Origin of the sequence: Amphritea sp. HPY (assembly GCF_050870985.1) — a bacterium.
GTDB lineage: Bacteria > Pseudomonadota > Gammaproteobacteria > Pseudomonadales > Balneatricaceae > Amphritea.
In genome coordinates this window covers 3,643,914-3,663,488 of record NZ_CP194015.1, presented here as the reverse complement: position 1 = coordinate 3,663,488, position 19,575 = coordinate 3,643,914, and the positions used below count along the sequence as shown (strand labels likewise).

Sequence of the window (19,575 nt, the reverse complement as noted above, 5' to 3'; positions counted from 1 at the left end):
GAACAACGATGGCTGATCAAGAGAAGAAAGTACAAGGCCCGACTATTCGCTGGGATGATTCGAAGATGACCAGTACTTACGCCAATGTGTGTAATGTATCCAGCACCCGTGAGGAGATCACCTTGCTGTACGGTCTGAACCAGGCTTGGAATGCGCAGCAGAAGCAGCTGACTATTGAGCTGTCTGATCGAATTATCCTGAACCCGTATGCCGCTAAGCGGATGGCTAACCTGCTTAACAACGTACTGGCACAGTACGAAGAGCGTTTCGGTGAGATCGGTGAGGGTAGCCCTGAAGCGGCAGAAGCGGTTAAAAGCAGCCACTAAATTCGCGGTGATTTTCGATATGCCCGGCTTATGTCGGGCATATTTATATACAGCAATGATGCGCTCTCACAGTAGCCGGGTGCGGCAAGACGTTTCAGTTGTTACCTGATATTGGCAAGAGCAGAAAAACCGGTAAATATGCAGATAGAGTCAGAACCTCAAACGAGTAACGATGTATTGCGCCAGGCCTGGGTGCAGTTCAGTGGTGCCGATAGTTATACCGAATACTGTCAGTACTGGCTGGAGCTTATGTGTACCCGTATCGGTGGTGTCACGATTGCGGCCCTGGTGCTGGATAACGGTGAATCAGGTTTTTTGCCAACCGCGATCTGGCCGGAAAAGAGTCAGCCTGATGAGGAGTTCACCGCGCTGATTGAAGAGGGGATCGAAGAAGCTTCCGGGCTGGTGCATTCATTAGCATCGGGCAGTTATGGTGTCGCATTCCCTATTCGATTAGATGACGATCTTGCCGGCGTCGTAGCGTTGTCGCTGAATGTCCCTAATATTCTGCTGCCGGACATTATGGAGCAGATTCAGTGGGGTAGCGCCTGGATCGAACTGCTGTTACGTCGTCAGCACGGTAAAGAACAGGGCGAGCAGTTTGAGCGCTTGTCGGGTGCGGTAGATCTGTTGGCTGCAGTGTTAGCCGAAGAGCGTTTTCAGGGGGCAGCACTGACCTTTGTTAACCAGCTGGCGGCGGACTTCAGCTGTGACCGGGTCAGTTTTGGCCTGATTAAAGGTGCCCAGATCGAAGTGACAGCGCTGTCCCATAGCGCCCAGTTCGGCAAGAAGATGAACCTGATTCGACGTCTTTCAGGGGTGATGGATGAGTCGGTACTGCAGCGTGGCATCATCAATTATTGCGCCACGAAACTCGAAGACAGCCAGCTGGTACAGCGCGAACACGCCCAGTTCGCACTGTCCTACGGTAATGCCAATATTCTGACCATTCCGCTGCATTCCGGTGATGACTATTTTGGCGCGGTGACTCTTGAACGTCCTGCTGAACAGCCGTTCAGTGAAGCAGATGAGGCCCGCTTATACAGTATTGTTACGCTCTCCAGCGAAGTGCTGCGCAATAAACAGGCGCAGGATAAACACTGGTATCAGCATCTGGGCAGCGCTGTCTCTACTCAGTTTAAGCGGTTGTTTGGCGAACGTTATCTGGGTCGCAAGTTAGCGTTGTCGGCGCTGGTTCTGGTCTGTCTGTTCTTTACCTTTGCAACCGGCACCTATCAGGTGGCTGCCGACAGTACCCTGGAAGGCTCCGTACGCCGGGCCGTTGTCGCGCCGTTCGAGGGCTACCTTGATTCGGCTGAAGTACAGGCCGGTGATCGGGTCAGTGCCGGTCAGCTGATGAGTCAGCTGGATGACCGGGATTTGACGCTGGAGAAGCTCGGCTACCTGAGTTCTGCGGCCAAGTTGCAGCGCCAGTATGAAGAAGCGGTCGCGAACCGGGACCGGGCTGAAGCCAAAGTGCTGCAGGCACAGCTTGAGCAGAACAACGCCCAGCTTGAGCTGGTTAAGAGTCAGCTAGAGCGTACCCGGTTGAAGGCACCGTTTGATGGCCTGGTGACCAGTGGTGATCTGAGTCAGCGTCTGGGTAGCGCGGTGGAACAGGGTGAGGTGCTGTTTGAAGTGGCCCCGCTGGATAGCTATCGGGTGATCCTGCTGGTTGATGAACATCGCATGGCGGATATCACTGAGCAGCAGAGGGGGCGCCTGGTGCTGAACTCGCTGCCGGAAGAAACTTTTGAGTTTGAAGTAAACCGGGTTACACCGGTAACCGAAGCAAAGGATGGCGGTAACTATTTTCGGGTCGAAGCAGAGTTGTTGCAGTCTCTGCCACAGCTGCGCCCAGGCATGGAAGGGGTCGGCAAGATCGAAGTGGATGAGCGCAACCTGATCTGGATCTGGACCTATCCACTGTTACAGTGGCTGAAGCTGAAACTCTGGGCATTCTGGCCTTAGGTGGTTGCGATGATTAGCACTCAATACCGGCCAGCTGATAAGGCGGCACGCTGATGTCGGCGTCGCTGTTCAGTGCTTTCTGGCACAAGGTAGCGGATGTCCGGCCCCGCCTGCGTTCCCATGTTGAGATCAACCGCCATGTCTACCGGGGTGATGTCTGGTATGTGATTCAGGATGACGCCAGCGGCCGCTATCATCGCTTTACGCCTCAGGCTTATGCATTGATAGGTTTGATGGATGGCCGGCGCAGCCTGGATGAAATATGGCACAGTGCCGGTGATCAGCTGGCCGATGAGATGCCCTCCCAGGATGAAGTGATCCAGTTGCTATCACAGCTGTATCGGGTTGATCTGATTCAGACCGATGTTATTCCTGATGTCGCTGAAATGCATGCCCGCAGCAGTAAAGAGCGACGCGCGAAGCTAATGGCGATGTTCAAGTCGCCGCTGGCGATCAAAGTACCGTTAATCGATCCCGAACCATTTCTTAATCGTACCGCGGGTTTCAGCCGCTGGCTGTTTAACCCACTTGTCGGTCTGATCTGGCTGTGGTGCATTGGTTGGGCCCTGGTTCAGGCCGGTTATCACTGGTCTGAACTGACTGAAAACCTGGCCGACAGGGTGCTGGCGGCGGAGAACCTGTTTCTGATCTGGCTGGTCTATCCCGTGGTTAAGCTGATTCATGAATTTGGCCATGCCTATGCGGTTAAGCGCTGGGGTGGCGAAGTGCATGAGATGGGGGTGATGTTCCTGATCTTTATGCCGATCCCCTATGTCGATGCTTCATCGTCGGCGGCATTTCGTAATAAATATCAGCGCATGATGGTGGCCGCGGCGGGCATTCTGATTGAAGCTTTTATCGCTGCGATAGCGATGGCGGTGTGGGTTAATGCCGAACCGGGCTTAGTGCGCAGTCTGGCGTTCAATACATTACTTATCGCCGGCGTATCGACGGTGTTGTTTAATGGTAATCCGCTGCTGCGTTTTGATGCCTATTACACGCTGTCGGATTTTCTTGAAATACCTAACATGGCTGGCCGGGGTACTAAGCAGGTGGCTTACCTGTGCAAAAAATATCTGTTTGGTCAGGAACAGGAAACGACTGCGGCGTACAGTCCTGGAGAAGCCCGCTGGCTGGTGTTTTATTCAGTGGCGAGCTTTATCTATCGGGTATTTATCACCTTCAGTATTGTAATGTTTGTCGCCAGTGAACTGTTTTTTATCGGCATTCTGCTGGCGTTGCTGGCGCTGTACAATATGTTTGGCAAGCCCACGGTGGCAATTTTCAGGTATCTTTTTATGGATCAAAATTTACGTCAGAAGAGGGCGCGTGCGCTGTCAGTATCAGCCGCCATTATCGCCGTGCTGGGGATCTTTTTGTTTATCGTACCGATGCCGAAAATGACCGTTGCCCATGGTGTGTTCTGGGCACCGGAATCATCCCGTTTATTAGCCGGCAGCAATGGCTTTTTGGAACGGGTCTATATCCAGTCCGGGGAAGAGGTCAGCGCCGGACAGTTACTGTTTGATAGTAGCAATGAAGCGCTGACGGCGCAGATTGATCAGGATGCTGCCCGACTGAAAGAGTTGATGGTGCATTACCGTTCGGCGGTGGCCGATGAGCGGCAGAATGAGGCTGGAATTATTCTCGAAGAGATCGGTCAGGCCCGGGCCGAGCTGGCCCGCTCGCTGGATGAACAAAAGGGGCTGCAACTGAACAGCCCGAGCGATGGCGTATTTCAGTTAGCGCTGCCGGTTGATCCGGAAGCCCGTTTTCTGCCACGGGGGACTCTGCTGGGCTATGTGCTGCAGCCAGGGCAGTATCAGGTCAGAGCTGTAGTCGGGCAGGATGATATCGAGGCGGTGCGCAGCGATGTGCGTCAGGTAACGGTGCGTTTGTCTGAAAATATCGATCATGAAATTCCCGCTATCCTGTCGACCGAAGTACCCAGCGCCCAGAAAACCCTGCCCAGCCCTGCATTGTCGGTTGAAGGTGGTGGCCAGTTTGCGCTGGATCCGAGCAGTCAGGATGAGCCACAGGCGTTTGACCCGATCTTTCTTTTTGATCTGCTGATCGATGATATGCCGATCCAGCGTATCGGTGAACGGGTTTATATCCGTTTCCGGCACACGCCTGAGCCATTGGGTTTCCGCATCTACCGGGACCTGCGTCGGGTATTACTGCGTGAACTGGAGTTCTGAGTGATTAAGACAGCTCATCATGCGCCTGCGGATTACCGTCACCGTCCCGAACAGAAAGTGTTACAGCTGGACTGGCTTGAGCGTCTGCAGCGCAGGTTGCAAGGGACGTTTGAGTTAAATCCGGGGCGGCTGAAATTGCGCCAACGCAGTTTTGTCGCCCGGGTGTCAGAGTTTGCCGCGGCTTATGCTGAAACTGAAGACCGGCGGCTGTTGCAACGGGCGACAGAACTGGGCGATTTGATTCGTAGCCAGGGCTTCACCGATCTGCTGATCGCCGAGCAGTTTTCGATCATTCGCGAAATGTCTGGCCGGGTGCTGGGTATGCGCCATTTTGACAGTCAGCTGACTGGCGGCTGGATCATGTTACAGGGTCGTATCGCCGAGATGAAAACCGGTGAGGGTAAAACCCTGACCGCGGTGCTACCGGTAATCGCCGCAGCGCTGGCGGGGCTGCCGGTACATGTGATTACGGTAAACGATTACCTGACCGAACGGGATGCCGAAGAGATGGTGCCTCTGTACCATAAGTTTGGTCTGTCAGTGGGGGTGATTAGCCATGAGGTGGAGCAGGCTGGACGGCGGCAGGCGTACCAGCAGGATATCGTTTACGTTACCGGTAAGGAGCTGGTGTTCGATTACCTGCGTGACCGGATGAAGCTGGATAAGCCGCAACCTTTACGGATGCAGGTCGAAGCGCTGCGCAGTACTAAGTTGGAAAATCAGCTGCAACTGCGCGGCCTGCATTTTGCACTGGTCGATGAAGTTGATAGCGTTCTGATCGATGAGTCCCGCACACCGCTGATTATCTCTGGCACCCAGGGAAATGAAGAGGAACAGGAATTTATAGAAACCGCCTACCAGTTGTCTTTTGAACTGGAACAGGAACATGATTTTACGGTAGACAGCGACCGTCGGCAGATCGATCTGACCGAGCAGGGTACTGAAGCTTTACGGTTGTTGAGTGCTGACCTTGGCCCGCTGTGGAAAGGCGCAATCCGTCGGGAAGAGATTATCCACAAGGCGCTGCTGGCCCGCTTTATGTATGAGCTGGATAAGGATTATCTGGTACGTGAAGGTAAAGTCGAACTGATTGATCCGTTAAGCGGCCGGGTGATGGAGGGGCGATCCTGGGAGAAGGGCCTGCATCAGATGGTGGAGCTGAAAGAACAGTGTGAGCTGACCCAGCAACGGATAACCCTGGCCCGGATCAGTTACCAGAATTTCTTCCGTCGCTATCTGCAACTATCCGGTATGACCGGCACTGCATGGGAAGTGAAAGACGAACTCTGGCGTGTTTATGGCCTGGCGGTAACCCCGGTTAAACCGAATAAGGCGGAACGCCGCATCAGCCAGCCGACACAGGTCTTTAAAACCGCGGATGAACGCTGGCAGCAGGTTGTAATACGCTGCCAGGAGATGATGCTGCAGGGACGCGCAGTGCTTATAGGTACCGCTTCGGTTGCCGCATCAGAAACCGCTAGTGAGCACTTACAGCAAGCGGGCGTAGCGCATCAGCTGCTCAGCGCCAAGCAGGATAAACAAGAAGCGGAGATTGTCGCGCAGGCCGGACAACCTGGTCGGGTAATGGTGGCAACCAATATGGCGGGACGGGGTACCGATATTAAGTTGGCACCGTCGGTGAATGATGCCGGTGGTTTGCATGTTATTCTCACCGAACACTATGAATCGGTCAGGGTGGATCGGCAGTTGGCTGGGCGAAGTGCCCGGCAGGGCGATCCCGGTAGTTTTGAGATGTTGCTGACTTTGGAAGATCAGCCGATCAGAACCCTGCGTGGTAAGAGCTTGATGACCACCTGCCAAACCTTAGGGGTTAAGTCTGCGGCGGGACAGAAGGCAGCGTTGAACCTGCTGCGGGTGGAACAGCAATATGTCGAGCGGCAGAACTATCTGGCGCGGCAGGCGACCCTTGAGTATGATCACAAACAGAATGAATTATTAGCTTTTTCAGGACCGGTAGACTGATGATTAAACAGGTATCTCTGATTACGTTGTTACTTAGTAGCTGCGCCATGGCAACCACTCAATCTGAGGCTGAAAAACTACTGGCTATGCCTCTCGATCAGTCGGTAACGGAGCATAGTCAGCTGCAGGCGGATACTGCTGCCAATCGTTTGCCGCAGATGGACTGCCTGCTTACGCCTAGTGTTGATACCAATATTGCCAGCCCGGTGGTAGGCGTAATTGACAAGGTATTGGTGCAGCGCGGCGATCTGGTAAAACAGGGGGATGTGCTGGTTAAGCTACGCTCCGAAGTTGAGGTCGCCACTCTTAAACTGAACCGGGCGCAGGCGGACTATGGCCAGCGCACGATCAAACGTAACACTGAACTGTATCAGCGTAAGCTGATCTCCGAGCAGGAAAAAGACGAGATTATTATTAATAATCGTATCTATGGCTATGAGATGGAACAGACCAGGGCCATGCTGGCGCAGAAGACGGTTCGTAGTCCTCTGACGGGGGTCGTGGTCGATACTTTCCTTGATCCTGGTGAGTATGTCGGTGAAGAGCCAATTCTGCAGGTGGTGCAGTTGGATCCCCTGTATATCGAAGTGGTGGTACCTGCAAAATATTATGGTGATATCGTGCAGGGCAGTAGTGCCCGGGTGATGCTGGAAGCGCCATTGCAAACCAGTCATGATGCTGAAGTCCAGATCGTTGACCGGATACTCGACGCCGCCAGTGGTACTTTTGGTGTGCGCTTATCGGTATCTAACCCGGACTACCTGTTGCCAGCAGGGCTGAAATGCAGTGTCAGCTTTGCGCAATAGGCGTGGCTGAGAACCTGTTGCGGTTATCTTTCACAGTATTTATCTTTTCAGGTGGTATAATTCTGCGCATCTTAAGCATCCTTAGCGAATAGGTCATGAACGAGATCATCCTGCTGAATATCTCCGGTGAAGACAAGCCGGGCGTAACATCCTCTATTACCAGTATTCTGGCGCAATTTAATATCGAGATTCTCGATATTGGTCAGGCGGTTATCCATAACACTCTGTCTCTGGGTATCCTTATCGGGGTGCCTGAAGAGTCGGAATCATCGCCGGTATTGCGGGATGTTCTGTTTAAAGCGCATGAGCTGAATATGAATATCCGCTTTCAGCCGGTTACCCGTGATGAATACGAAGTCTGGGTCGGTGGACAGGGAAAATCCCGTCATATCATTACCCTGCTGGCGCGTCATGTTACCGCCGAGCACATCGGTATGGTAGCGCAGACCGCGGCAAATCATGGCTTGAATATAGATAACATCAGCCGTCTTTCCGGACGTATTTCCCTCGATACACAGGCGCAGGAAAAAACTAAGGCCTGTGTCGAGTTTTCGGTACGTGGTGCGCCGGCAGACACGACGCTGCTGCGGGAAGAGTTTCTGCGTATAGCGAATGATCTGGATGTGGATATCGCCTTCCAGAAAGATGATATCTATCGCCGTAACCGCCGTCTGGTGGTATTCGATATGGATTCAACATTGATTGAAGCCGAAGTGATCGATGAGCTGGCCATAGAAGCTGGTGTCGGCGATCAGGTAGCCGAAATTACCGAAGCTGCGATGCGTGGCGAGATCGACTTTACTGAAAGCTTTAAGCGTCGTATGGCGCTGCTCAAGGGGCTTGATGAGTCTGTACTGGAGGGCGTCGCGCAACGCTTGCCGCTGACCGAAGGCGTGGAAGAGCTGGTTTCAAACCTAAAGGCGCTGGGTTTCAAGACTGCGATCCTGTCCGGTGGCTTTAACTACTTCGGCCGCTTCCTGCAGCAGAAAATGGGCTTCGATTATGTCTACGCCAATGAGCTGGAGATCGAAAACGGTAAAGTCACAGGCAATGTTGTCGGAACTGTTGTCGATGGCAAGCGTAAGGCTGAGCTGCTGCGTGAGATAGCTGAGAAAGAGGGTGTCCGCCTGGAGCAGACCATTGCCGTAGGCGATGGTGCTAACGACCTGCCGATGCTCTCTATCGCTGGCTTGGGTATCGCTTTCCGCGCCAAGCCATTAGTGCGCAAGAGTGCTAAACAGGCGATCTCTACTTTGGGGCTGGACGGGATCCTGTACCTGATCGGTTTCCGGGATAGGGATGCGTTGGATCAGTAGCCAGAAAAAAAAACCGCCGACAGGCGGTTTTTTGGCTTATGGCTTTTGAATTTTCTAGCTACTAGCGAGCTGAGCTTGCTCAGCGGTTCTAGCAGTCGCGCAGCGACGTTCTAACCACTGACTTTTCTATTCGAAAAAGTCATAGTTCATTTCTGGTCCGGGTGGTTGCAGGTAGTAGCCCTGAACATAATCGATGCCGAGTTTCCAAAGCTTACCCATCAGGCGGGTGTCTTCCACCATCGGTGCGATGGTCTGAATACCTGATTCCTTGATCATTTTGATCATCGCTGCAAAATGCTTGTCTGCTGCCGGAGAGTCAGACAGGTCCTGAATGAAGGAACCATCCAGCTTGATCAGCTCCGGTTTAATTTTCCTGCGCAGGGCGTCCTTGTCTTCTGATATTCCGAAATGCTTGATACAGATCTTACAACCCAGCTTGCGAACACCCAGTACGAAGTTCTGGGCCTGTGCCAGGTGGGTCGTCATATCGGATTCGCTGATCTGGAATACGATCAGGTCGGCGGGAATACGGTGTTGCTTCAGTTGATCCTGTAGCCAGATCAGCATCTCTGAATTCTGGAAGGAGCGTGTGGTCAGGTTGATAAATACCCGGCTGCGTTGCTGTTCTTTGAGCTTATCGGCGACCTGACAGAAGGCTTTCTCGATCACCCATTTATCCATACTGATACTGGTTTCGGCATTGTCCAGGGTAGTAAGGAAGACATTAGGTGAGATGCCTTCTTTGTTCTCTTCATCGTGCAGGCGCAGGAATACTTCGTAATTGCCCAGACCGTTAGCCGAGCTGAGGCCGACCACCGGCTGAAACAGAATGCGGAATTTATCGTTAGCCAGGGCATCGCGGATCAGCTGGACGGCGGAATCGTCTTCCGCAACCTCGTCAATTTCAGGTTTCAGCTCGTAGAGTTTTACGCCGTTGCCGTTGCGATCTTTAGTGCGGATATCTTCAGCGGCAACTTTTGCCCGGTCAAGCAGTTCAATGTAGTGAGGTGCGTTATCGTTGATGGTGCAAACACCAATACTGCAAGTGGTCTGTACTGTAGTACCGGTGACTGTGAATTGGATTTCAGCGATTGCCCGACGTAGTAGTTCTGCGAGCTTTACCGCTTTATCGGGGCTGGGGTCGTGGAACAATATTGCGAAAACACCGTCATCAAGGCGGGCGCATATATGGGCTTTATTGATCTTGTTACGCAGCAGTTCGGCCAGATCGGCCATGACGATATCGCAGCCCTTGGAGCCCAGCTCGGACAGCAGAGTGCTGTGATTATCGAACTTAATATAGAGCAGGTTACAGTCAGCCCCGCCAGGCAGAGCTTTATGCACTGCTTTCTCCAGTTTACTGAGCATAAACTGTTTATCGTACAACCGGGTGATGGGATCCAGATTCTCAAAGGTTTGTTGTTTGATATTGCTATCCGGTTCGATGATCACCTGGACACAATCCTGATTCTGGTAGCGGGCGTGCTGTAGTCTGAAACTGGCGAGAAAGTTGGAACCGTCAATCCGACGCCCATTCAGTTCGATCCTGATCTCATCGGCGGTTTTGTTTTTAGCCGCTTCAAGCTGTTGCCGGAGCTGTTCGCGATCTTTCATCGCGATAAATTTATCCAGCCCCTGACCGTGCAGGTTCTCCTGCTCAAGGCCGAACAGATCATGGAAAGCCGGATTACTGAACAGTGGATTGAGGTCCGCGTTGAGGTAGATGATTGGCAGCTCTGAAATTCTGGCCAGTTGCAGACACTGTTTTTCAGCTTCGGCGAGATGGGCTTCCGCCTGGCGCATTCGCCGGCGATTCTCCAGGTGCTCAAGCTGACGTCGGATCTGGATCAGCAGCAGTTCCTGTTCCTCAAGGGATATTACGGTAGCCATCCTGGCTTTCAGTCCTTGCAGCAGAGACTGGCTGGTGCTGCGTGGTACCAGTTGGATGACGGGTATGTCTTTATTCAGGCGGGTGAGAATCTGAATCGCTTCTTTGGCGGCGAAATGGCCTTCGGCCTGAGGGCTTAGAATGAGGTCCCAGGCCCTTTCGCTGAGGGCTGCAGTAAACTCATCGGCAGACTGTACCTGCTTGCCTCTGGGGGCCAGGCGAGCGCCTCTGAGCAGCGTAATGATCGGATCAGCCTCTGCAGCAGTCAGGCCAAGAAAAAGAATGTGTACGTTCTTACGCAGTCGCTGACGCTTCTCTGAAATAATCCTTTTTAACAGGGCGTCTGGCGAGCCCGTAGCAACGTTTCCAGTCATATCGCTCTTCTGTGCTGAATATCCTTAATGACTGACAAGTTTAGCCTGTTTAATAACCAATGTCAGGATGGCAATTGGTATCAAATCAAGAGATCGAATAAAACACTTGTTTAAAAGAGGGGAGGCGTTGAATAGGTGATAGTAGGATTTTTCCAGAGCGAAGCTTGAATCAGAAGAATTGTTTTTTAGGGGGGGTCTAGCCACTAGCAGTCACGCTTGCGTGACGTTCTGGCGAGCTGAGCTTGCTCAGCGGTCTGGCCACTTGTTTCAGATAACTGAAATCAAAATGCGCTGCCAGAGGTGGTCGAAACAAACAGAGATGAATCCTGGAAAAAGAATGGCTGGGGTAGCAGGATTTGAACCTGCGCATGACGAGATCAAAACCCGTTGCCTTACCGCTTGGCGATACCCCAGCAACATAATGGTGGCAATAGCGGGACTCGAACCTGCGACCCTCGCATTATGAATGCGATGCTCTAACCAGCTGAGCTATATTGCCGTTTACATAACAGTGGGTTTAATAACCGTTATATAAAAGTTGGTTGTTTCCAACCAGTTCTCTGTCAGCCACTTTTACTTACTATAAAATAGTTCGTAAAGATGGCTGGGGTAGCAGGATTTGAACCTGCGCATGACGAGATCAAAACCCGTTGCCTTACCGCTTGGCGATACCCCAGCAGAGTTGATAAAAGCATGGTGGCAATAGCGGGACTCGAACCTGCGACCCTCGCATTATGAATGCGATGCTCTAACCAGCTGAGCTATATTGCCTTAGCACTTATCAAGGCCGCGAATTATTCTCTTTTTTCGTATGTCTGTCAACAGATTAGGCGTAAAAAAGTCAGCTATTTTAGAGTCTTTCAGGCAGGCATAAAAAAGCCGTTCAACGCAAGCGCAGAACGGCCTATTTTTTGTGCAGTTGTGGTGCTTAAACGTTGAAGCGGAAGTGCACTACATCGCCATCTTTGAGGATGTAATCTTTACCTTCCAGGCGCCATTTGCCGGCGTCTTTGGCACCAGCTTCACCTTTGTGCTCAATGAAAAAATCGTAACCAATTACTTCCGCACGGATGAAGCCTTTTTGGAAATCGGTATGAATCACACCGGCGCCTTCTGGAGCTGTTGCGCCAACCTTAACAGTCCAGGCGCGGACTTCCTTAACACCTGCGGTGAAGTAGGTCTGCAGGTCCAGTAGTTGATAGCCGGCACGGATAACCCGATCCAGGCCTGGCTCTTCCATGCCCATGTCCTGCAGGAATTCCAGACGCTCTTCGTCATCGAGCTCTGAAATTTCAGCTTCCATCTTGTTACAGATAACAACCAGCTCGGCGCCTTCTTCCAGGGCCAGGGCGCGCACCTGATCCAGGTGCTTGTTGTCTTCGAAGCCATCTTCATCGACATTGGCGATATACATGGTCGGTTTAGTGGTCAGCAGGTGGAACTGCTTGATCTCTGCTTGTTCATCATCGTTCAGTTCGAGCGCCCGGACTGGTTTGCCTGCATCGAGGTGAGCAACCAGCTTTTCCAAAATGGCTTTTGATTTCAGAGCCTCTTTATCGCCGCTCTTGGCAATCCGCAGAACTTTCTGTAGTTGCTTTTCTACCGATTCCAGGTCGGCCAGGGCCAGTTCGGTATTGATGATATCGATGTCGTCCATCGGATCGATCTTATTGGCGACGTGGATAACGTTTTCATCTTCAAAGCAGCGTACCACGTGTGCGATAGCGTCTGTTTCTCGGATGTTCGCCAGGAACTTATTACCGAGGCCTTCACCTTTGGAAGCGCCTGCAACCAGCCCTGCGATATCAACGAATTCCATTGTCGTTGCCAGTACCCGTTCCGGCTTAACAATTTCAGCCAGTGCATCGAGGCGCGGATCGGGCATAGGTACGATGCCGGCGTTCGGCTCTATGGTACAAAAAGGGAAGTTTTCCGCACCGATACCCGCTTTAGTCAGTGCGTTAAACAGGGTTGATTTACCTACGTTTGGCAGGCCAACGATGCCGCATTTGAAACCCATGTCAGTATCCTGTTAGTGGAAATTAAGCTTTAAAAGTATGTAATGTATTCATCGCCTTGAGCCAGTCGCCACTAATGGCCTGGTCAAGAACGCGCAACGCTTCGTCGGTGGCAGCAAGGGTCATATCGCGCTCGCTTGCCGGTGCTTTTTTGAGGACGAAGCCGCTGACCTGATTTGCGCTGCCGGGATGCCCGATGCCTAAGCGCAAACGATAGAAATTCTTGTTGTTGCCCATTCTGCTGATGATATCGCGTAAACCGTTATGTCCACCGTGACCTCCGCCTTGTTTAAAGCGGGCAACACCGGGTGGCAGGTCCAGCTCATCATGAGCGACCAGAATCGATTCAGCAGGGATCTTGTAGAAATTAGCCAGGGAGGCAACAGATTGACCACTGATATTCATAAAAGTAGTCGGGATCAGCAGGTGAACAGGTTGTCCGTTCAGGCTGATCTTTCCGTACAGACCGTGATATTTACTATCGGCCTTGAGGGGAGTGAGATGTCGAGCAGCAAGCTGCTCGACAAACTCAGCGCCGGCATTATGACGGGTTTGTTCATATTGCTGGCCTGGATTACCCAGACCAACGATCAGTTGTATCCTGTCTTTCATGCCGGAACCTGTAGGTAGCTTAGAGCTTACTCAGCTTCAGCTTTAGCGCCACGAGGAGCGTAAGTCTGAGCGATGCCCTGGTCACGGTCAGCACCACGACGCAGTTGTACGATCTCAACGCCAGCTGGCAGAGTGATGTTAGACAGGTGGATAACCTGGCCCATCTCTACACCAGACATATCAACTTCAAGAGCTTCCGGCAGCTTGTCAGCCAGGCAGCGAACTTCAGTAGTGTTCTGCTGAATAGCAAACTTACCAGACGCTTTACCTGCTGGAGAAGCTTCGAAGTTAACGAAGTTCAGAGGTACGATGATCTGAATTGGGTTGGACTTAGTAACACGCTGGAAATCGATGTGCTGAACAGTGTTCTTAGCAGGATGGCGCTGAAAGTCTTTAACGATTACTTTCTCAGCTTTGCCGTCCAGTTCCAGAGATAGGATGGAAGAGAAGAAAGTCTCGTCTTCGATCTGCTTTACCAGAACGCGGTTTTCCAGAGAGATAGAAACAGGCTTCTTACGCTTGTCACCACCGTATACAACAGCTGGAACGTATCCAGCGCGACGCAGGCGGCGGCTCGCACCTTTCCCTTCGTCTTCGCGAGGCAGTGCATTCAATACAAAATCGGTCATTTTAATACCTTTAATAAAAACAAACTGCAAATATCTTGCGACCAGATATTTGCAGCTATTTCAGTTAGCCCTTAGTCGGGCGCGTTGTCTCTTACGAGACCTTTATCAGCGGTTCTTTTAAGGCGTACCTTAGCGGAACATAGCGCTGATAGATTCTTCGTTGCAGACGCGGCGTACCGCTTCTGCAAGTAAAGGAGCCAGAGTCATTTGACGGATTCGATCACATTTGGCTGCCTCAGGAGACAGTGGAATGGTATCGGTGACAACCAGCTCATCCAGTTCGGAGTTAGTAACATTATCAATCGCTGCGCCGGACAGTACCGCGTGGGTTGCATAGGCTACAACCTTGAGTGCGCCATTAGCTTTAAGTGCGCCAGCTGCCTTGCATAAAGTACCAGCAGTATCGCACATGTCATCGACCAGGATGCAGGTGCGACCTTCAACGTCACCTATCAGGTTCATAACCTGAGATTCATTGGCTTTCTCACGGCGCTTATCGATGATTGCCAGATCACAGTCAAGCTGCTTGGCAACGGCGCGGGCTCGGACAACGCCGCCAACGTCCGGAGATACAACGATAGGGTTGTCGTATTTCTGACGGGCGATCTCATCCAGCAGTACCGGAGAGCCGTATACGTTATCAACAGGGATGTCGAAGAAACCCTGAATCTGGTCGGCGTGCAGATCAACGGTCAGGACCCGATCGATACCGACGCCAGCCAGCATATCGGCAACAACTTTTGCGCTGATTGCAACGCGTGCTGAGCGTGGGCGACGATCCTGGCGGGCATAGCCGTAATATGGAATTACCGCAGTTATGCGGCTGGCGGAGGCACGACGCAGTGCGTCAGCCATCACGATCAGTTCCATCAGGTTGTCGTTGGTTGGTGCGCAAGTGGATTGCAGGATGAAAACATCCTTACCACGGGCGTTTTCATGAATCTCAACGCTGACTTCACCGTCACTGAATTTAGTAACTGTGGCTTCGCCCATTGGGATATCAAGGCGTTCAACGACTTTCTCGGCAAGCTCTCGGTTAGCATTGCCAGTAAAGACCATCATTTTAGGCACGGTGTCTACCTTCTCGGGTGAAATGTAGTTTAAAGGAGATTCAATCATTGTATTTGGCTGGCCCGGAAACATTCGCCTTGCGTATGCAGGGTCTGGTATCCGTAGCTTTAACGCCGTCTCAATACTATTTAAAAATCTAGTATATGGCTGGGCATAACTGCAGGATTTACACCTGTTCTATGCTCTACCTTTTCTTCTGAAGGCTATTAGATAGCATTCAGGAAAATGGCTGGGGTAGCAGGATTTGAACCTGCGCATGACGAGATCAAAACCCGTTGCCTTACCGCTTGGCGATACCCCAGTATTTCTCATAACGGAACTCATGTCCCGAAAGAGGCGCATATTTTCCCGGAACGCCGGAGTAAAGTCAAACAATTGCCGGATGAAATAGAGACTTTTCAGGGCAGGATCTGCCACTGTTTTGCAATGATGGTTATACGCAGGTCGTTCTGGCTGATGATAAGCTTTTCCGGCAGGCTATATTCGTTTTGTTGACTGTATCTTAAGTATTTGATTTGCCAGTTTTTCTGGCTTAGGTTGTCGAGTCGGTTGCCGACTAACGTCTGGTTGTACGGGCTGCCTGGTGCCGGTATGCCACGAACCCAGTAAAGCATCTCCCGAACCGGAAACTGCCAGCCCAGCGTCCGGTCCATCAGTTGCTCAGGTGAGTCGGCCCAGACCGGTTCTTCGCCGGCGACATTAACAATAATGCCGTTACCGTTGCCCTCGATTTTAGCTCCGCCCTGACCGAACGGACCTGTCAGTTCTATAGCATAGTGGCCGCTGAGTTGTTGCCAGTGAATATTGGCGTTGTGATTTTTCTGAGGCAGACGGATGCCTATCTTGCCACTCATATTCCAGTTATCTAATGCCAGCTGGCGCTGCTGATGTGCCAGCCATGAATCTTCAGTTGGCAATGGATGTTGCTGTTGCGGGGGGATTAGCGAGCAGCCGCCAAGCAGAGTGACCAGGAAAATAAGGGCGATACGGAACCGTCTCACTTGGCTGACTCCTGGGAGTTGCTAATCGCCTCGGCGGCTTCACTGAGGTATTCGTTATCCGGATGTTTTAGTAGTTCCTGTTCGAGTAGAGAGCGGGCTTTCAAAAGCTGGCCAGCGGCGATATAGACTCTGATCAGGTGGCTGCTGACTTCGGGGTCGGGGAAGGCGTCATAAGCCTTTTCCAGATATGGTACCGCTTCGGGTGTGCGTCCCAGTTTATATAGGACCCAGCCCATGCTATCCAATGCGGCGGGGTCGTCCGGGGTGATAGCTAGTGCCTGACTGATCAGTTGCAGGGCCTCGTCGTAACGCTCGGTATAGATAGTCAGGCTATAACCCAGAGCATTCATTGCCATGCTGTTTTGTGGATCGATCTCGATTACCCGGCGCAGATCCTGCTCCATCAGGGATATATCCTGGGGATCAAGCATCATAGCTCGCGAGTAGAGCAGATTGATCTCGTCTTTATGCTGTTGCAGGGCTTCATCCAGCAGGTTCAGGGCTTCATCTTTATAATCATGCAGGTTTAGCCATTCAGCTTCAGCTACGAACAGTTGAATGCTGATCTGGGGCAGGCTGTTACGGCCATCAAGCATGATGCTTTGCAGTTGCATTTTGTCGTCTGCGTTATCCAGCAAACCTGAGATTCGAGCGAATGATTGCAGGATGTTATTGTTGTCCCGCACCTGAAGGAAGTGGCTGATGGCAGCCTGATCCCGTTGTTCGCGTTGTGCGATCAGGCCCAGGTAGTAATGGGGTGTGGTGTTATTAGGAAAATTTTGCAGTAGTTGTTCCAGTATCAGCCGGCTATCGTCGATGTTTTCATTTTCCAGCAACAGCAGCGCGATATAGAAGCCTAGCTGGGGTTCATTCGGGTAAAGTTGCAGTAGCTGTTTGGCTTGTGTAACCGCTTTGTCGGACTGATCGTTCTGGAACAGCGCCTGTATATAAAGGGTATATAGCTGCTGGTTAGGGGAGTCCTGGTTCAGCTCAGGTTCTACCAGGCTGATCGCTTCGGGGTAGCGCTGCTGGATACGAAACAGTTCAGCTTTCTGGTATATCGCTTCATGATTCTTGGGGTTGCTGGCAATTGCCTGATCAAAGCGCTGACCGGCAAGCTGCAGTTTTCCATGATGCTTATAGAGGATACCCAGGGTAGTAAACAAGCCTGTGTCAGTGGTGCCGGTTTCCTTCCTGTATTGTTCAAGTAGATGAATATACGCGGTGAGTTCATCCGCAGACAGGCGTTCTGACTGAGCCCGGATGACCAGCAGAGTTTGCTGATCTGAGTGTTGCAGTGCTTTCTGTAGCAGCGGCAGGGCGGCGTTGAAATCACCTTGTCGTAAGAGTAGTCCGGCTGAAATCTGGTAGGGTTCCGGGTTGTCGGGCTCGGTTTCCTGCCACAGTTGGGCCGCTTCCAGCGTTTTTTCCGGTTGCTGCAGGTATTGGGCGATATAGGTTGCCCGCTTGGCTATAACCGGGTCTCCGGTCATGCGTGACTGATGCATGTAGTTTGCTAGGGACAGCTCAAACTGTTTGCGCTGGCCAGCCACTTCGGCAACGATAAGTTCATACAATGTTTCACGATTTAGCTGCCCCGGCTGATATTCAACTTCAGGCAGGGGCGTGTAAGCCTGCTTATTTTGTTGTGGTTGCAGTGCGCAGCCGGTGACGATTAGAGAAAATAATGTAATGACTAAACTGGATGCTTTCATCGCGCCTGTCTGCATAATTATATTGCTGATTCGTGATACTGACTAAGCCCTGCTGATCCGGATCAGCTTGCTTAGTCATGGTTGCTTAATCCCACGTGCTGATTTTACATACTCCGTCCCACTATAGATGAATCTATAAGGGCATGGAACCTACGCATAATAGCAACTGATTTCTGCCCGCTGATTAATGCCTGGCCAGCTTGCGGTTGGTCTGTCGGTTATATTCCCGGTTGCGCGAAACGTTGGCGTTTTACTGTACTATTGCTACAACTTTACCTTCTGTTTGATCTCTAACATAAAAAAATGACCTGAAGCGGTCAGGGTTTTTAACCTTTAGATGAATACAGTGTATTATTACGCGCTTATTTAGATCTGGATGTAGTGTTTCTTTATGGCTTTGCTCGCGTTAGGCATCAATCACAAAACAGCGTCGGTTTCAGTGAGGGAGAAGGTTGCTTTTGCCCCGGAACAGATGTCTGAAGCTCTGGCTCAAGCCTGTGATGTGGCGCAGCTGAAAGAGGTTGCCATACTTTCTACCTGTAACCGGACGGAACTCTATTGTTCGACGAAGCTTGAGGGCACCCGGGCTTTGCTCGAGTGGCTTGGGCAGTATCATAGCCTTGACCCGGATGAGCTGCAGACCTGTAGCTATGCCTATTGGGATCAGGATGCTGCGCAACATATGATGCGCGTTGCCAGCGGTCTTGACTCGCTGGTATTAGGAGAGCCTCAGATTCTGGGGCAATTGAAGTCCGCCTATGCGGTATCCCAGGAAAGTGGTGTTGTCGGAGCTGAGTTGGCGCGACTGTTTCAGCAGACATTTACGGTCGCCAAAAAAGTTCGTACCGATACTGCCATTGGTGAGAACCCGGTCTCCGTAGCGTATGCCTCAGTCAGCTTGGCGCAGCATATATTTTCTGATCTGAGCAGCAGTAAGGCTTTGCTGATTGGTGCAGGTGAAACGATTGAGCTGGTCGCTCGCCACCTTTCGGAAGCGGGTGTACAAAATATGACGGTCGCTAACCGAACGTTAGTGCGTGCAGAAACACTGGCTGCAGAATTCAACGCTAAAGCAATTCTGCTGGGTGATATTCCTGAAGCACTGGAAGATGCCGATATTGTAATCGCTTCGACAGCCAGCCAGCTTCCGATTCTGGGTAAAGGTGCTGTGGAATCAGCACTGAAAAAGCGTAAGCATCGGCCAATCTTTATGGTTGATATTGCTGTGCCACGGGATATCGAACCGGAAGTTGCCGAGCTGGATGATGTCTACCTGTACACTGTCGATGATCTGAAAGAGGTGATTGAGGAAAATGTCCGTAGCCGGGAAAGTGCGGCCCGTGAAGCGGAAGCGATTGTCGAGTCTGGTGCCTGCGATTTTATGCGCCAGTTACGTTCTCTGGGCGCTGTCGAAACAGTAATGGGCGTGCGGAAGCAGGGTGAAGAACTGCGTGATGCTGAACTGGAAAAAGCAATGCGGCAGCTGCAAAACGGTAAATCAGCGGAAGATGTCCTGAATAATCTGGCCCGGGGCCTGACCAATAAATTACTCCACAGTCCGACGGTTCAGCTGCGTAAAGCCAGTGCTGAAGGACGTGATGACTTTCTCGAGATGGCGCAGCAACTGTTTCAGCTATCCGACTATAAAAAAGAAGACTGATTAG

14 protein-coding genes and 5 tRNA genes are annotated in these 19,575 nt (G+C 51.7%); 7 read left to right on the top strand and 12 right to left on the bottom strand.

Annotated features, from left to right (window positions below):
• Positions 1-8 precede the first annotated feature (8 nt).
• The 6 genes from ACQUQM_RS16440 to serB all read left to right on the top strand — a co-directional run bounded on the left by ACQUQM_RS16440 (position 9) and on the right by serB (position 8,603).
• Positions 9-326 (top strand): DUF3467 domain-containing protein, encoded by a 318-nt coding sequence (locus ACQUQM_RS16440; protein WP_432470960.1) that lies wholly within the window; start codon positions 9-11, stop codon positions 324-326.
• A 138-nt stretch (positions 327-464) separates the two neighbouring features.
• Positions 465-2,297: an efflux RND transporter periplasmic adaptor subunit gene (locus tag ACQUQM_RS16435; protein WP_432470959.1), complete on the top strand. Its 1,833-nt coding sequence runs from the start codon at positions 465-467 to the stop codon at positions 2,295-2,297.
• A 53-nt stretch (positions 2,298-2,350) separates the two neighbouring features.
• The gene (locus ACQUQM_RS16430; RefSeq protein ID WP_432470958.1) at positions 2,351-4,498 is read left to right on the top strand and encodes a site-2 protease family protein; all 2,148 of its coding nucleotides are present in this window, start codon (positions 2,351-2,353) and stop codon (positions 4,496-4,498) included.
• Positions 4,499-6,481 carry a preprotein translocase subunit SecA gene (locus tag ACQUQM_RS16425; protein WP_432470957.1) on the top strand — a complete coding sequence of 661 codons (1,983 nt, stop codon included), beginning with the start codon at positions 4,499-4,501 and terminating at the stop codon, positions 6,479-6,481.
• Positions 6,481-7,287 (top strand): efflux RND transporter periplasmic adaptor subunit, encoded by an 807-nt coding sequence (locus ACQUQM_RS16420; protein WP_432470956.1) that lies wholly within the window; start codon positions 6,481-6,483, stop codon positions 7,285-7,287. Before ACQUQM_RS16425 ends, ACQUQM_RS16420 begins: the two co-directional genes overlap by 1 nt.
• 95 nt (positions 7,288-7,382) lie before the next feature.
• A complete protein-coding gene (serB, locus tag ACQUQM_RS16415) occupies positions 7,383-8,603 on the top strand; it encodes a phosphoserine phosphatase SerB (protein ID WP_432470955.1) in 1,221 nt (406 codons plus the stop codon).
• A 126-nt stretch (positions 8,604-8,729) separates the two neighbouring features.
• Here the strand turns inward: serB and ACQUQM_RS16410 are convergent, their stop codons facing one another.
• The 12 genes from ACQUQM_RS16410 to ACQUQM_RS16355 all read right to left on the bottom strand — a co-directional run bounded on the left by ACQUQM_RS16410 (position 8,730) and on the right by ACQUQM_RS16355 (position 17,911).
• The gene (locus ACQUQM_RS16410) at positions 8,730-10,865 is read right to left on the bottom strand and encodes an EAL domain-containing protein (RefSeq protein ID WP_432470954.1); all 2,136 of its coding nucleotides are present in this window, start codon (positions 10,863-10,865) and stop codon (positions 8,730-8,732) included.
• Positions 10,866-11,203: 338 nt separating this feature from the next.
• Positions 11,204-11,278 (bottom strand) — tRNA-Gln (locus ACQUQM_RS16405).
• A 9-nt stretch (positions 11,279-11,287) separates the two neighbouring features.
• Positions 11,288-11,364 (bottom strand) — tRNA-Met (locus tag ACQUQM_RS16400).
• 102 nt (positions 11,365-11,466) lie between these two features.
• A tRNA-Gln gene (locus ACQUQM_RS16395) sits at positions 11,467-11,541 on the bottom strand.
• 18 nt (positions 11,542-11,559) lie between these two features.
• Positions 11,560-11,636 (bottom strand) — tRNA-Met (locus tag ACQUQM_RS16390).
• A gap of 157 nt (positions 11,637-11,793) precedes the next feature.
• Entirely contained in the window at positions 11,794-12,885 is a 1,092-nt protein-coding gene (gene ychF, locus ACQUQM_RS16385) for a redox-regulated ATPase YchF (protein WP_432470953.1), read from the bottom strand.
• A gap of 22 nt (positions 12,886-12,907) precedes the next feature.
• The gene (pth, locus tag ACQUQM_RS16380) at positions 12,908-13,495 is read right to left on the bottom strand and encodes an aminoacyl-tRNA hydrolase (protein WP_432470952.1); all 588 of its coding nucleotides are present in this window, start codon (positions 13,493-13,495) and stop codon (positions 12,908-12,910) included.
• A gap of 26 nt (positions 13,496-13,521) precedes the next feature.
• Positions 13,522-14,124 (bottom strand): 50S ribosomal protein L25/general stress protein Ctc, encoded by a 603-nt coding sequence (locus tag ACQUQM_RS16375; protein WP_432470951.1) that lies wholly within the window; start codon positions 14,122-14,124, stop codon positions 13,522-13,524.
• Positions 14,125-14,253: 129 nt separating this feature from the next.
• A complete protein-coding gene (locus ACQUQM_RS16370; RefSeq protein ID WP_432470950.1) occupies positions 14,254-15,195 on the bottom strand; it encodes a ribose-phosphate pyrophosphokinase in 942 nt (313 codons plus the stop codon).
• Positions 15,196-15,421: 226 nt separating this feature from the next.
• Positions 15,422-15,496: transfer RNA gene (locus tag ACQUQM_RS16365), tRNA-Gln, on the bottom strand.
• Positions 15,497-15,593: 97 nt separating this feature from the next.
• Positions 15,594-16,196, bottom strand: coding sequence for a lipoprotein insertase outer membrane protein LolB (gene lolB / locus ACQUQM_RS16360; RefSeq protein WP_432470949.1), 603 nt, complete (start codon positions 16,194-16,196; stop codon positions 15,594-15,596).
• Entirely contained in the window at positions 16,193-17,911 is a 1,719-nt protein-coding gene (locus ACQUQM_RS16355) for a tetratricopeptide repeat protein (RefSeq protein WP_432470948.1), read from the bottom strand. Before ACQUQM_RS16355 ends, lolB begins: the two co-directional genes overlap by 4 nt.
• A gap of 391 nt (positions 17,912-18,302) precedes the next feature.
• On the opposite strand from ACQUQM_RS16355, the gene hemA reads away from it, so the two are divergent.
• The gene (gene hemA / locus ACQUQM_RS16350) at positions 18,303-19,571 is read left to right on the top strand and encodes a glutamyl-tRNA reductase (RefSeq protein WP_432470947.1); all 1,269 of its coding nucleotides are present in this window, start codon (positions 18,303-18,305) and stop codon (positions 19,569-19,571) included.
• The last annotated feature ends 4 nt before the right edge of the window (positions 19,572-19,575 follow it).

What these genes read in the sequence shown, in the direction of transcription:
- ACQUQM_RS16440 (WP_432470960.1), top strand. Translation starts at nt 9, where the DNA reads ATGGCTGATCAAGAGAAGAAAGTACAAGGCCCGACTATTCGCTGGGAT.
- ACQUQM_RS16435 (WP_432470959.1), top strand. Translation starts at nt 465, where the DNA reads ATGCAGATAGAGTCAGAACCTCAAACGAGTAACGATGTATTGCGCCAG.
- ACQUQM_RS16430 (WP_432470958.1), top strand. Translation starts at nt 2,351, where the DNA reads ATGTCGGCGTCGCTGTTCAGTGCTTTCTGGCACAAGGTAGCGGATGTC.
- ACQUQM_RS16420 (WP_432470956.1), top strand. Translation starts at nt 6,481, where the DNA reads ATGATTAAACAGGTATCTCTGATTACGTTGTTACTTAGTAGCTGCGCC.
- serB (WP_432470955.1), top strand. Translation starts at nt 7,383, where the DNA reads ATGAACGAGATCATCCTGCTGAATATCTCCGGTGAAGACAAGCCGGGC.
- ACQUQM_RS16410 (WP_432470954.1), bottom strand. Translation starts at nt 10,865, where the DNA reads ATGACTGGAAACGTTGCTACGGGCTCGCCAGACGCCCTGTTAAAAAGG.
- ychF (WP_432470953.1), bottom strand. Translation starts at nt 12,885, where the DNA reads ATGGGTTTCAAATGCGGCATCGTTGGCCTGCCAAACGTAGGTAAATCA.
- pth (WP_432470952.1), bottom strand. Translation starts at nt 13,495, where the DNA reads ATGAAAGACAGGATACAACTGATCGTTGGTCTGGGTAATCCAGGCCAG.
- ACQUQM_RS16375 (WP_432470951.1), bottom strand. Translation starts at nt 14,124, where the DNA reads ATGACCGATTTTGTATTGAATGCACTGCCTCGCGAAGACGAAGGGAAA.
- ACQUQM_RS16355 (WP_432470948.1), bottom strand. Translation starts at nt 17,911, where the DNA reads ATGAAAGCATCCAGTTTAGTCATTACATTATTTTCTCTAATCGTCACC.
- hemA (WP_432470947.1), top strand. Translation starts at nt 18,303, where the DNA reads ATGGCTTTGCTCGCGTTAGGCATCAATCACAAAACAGCGTCGGTTTCA.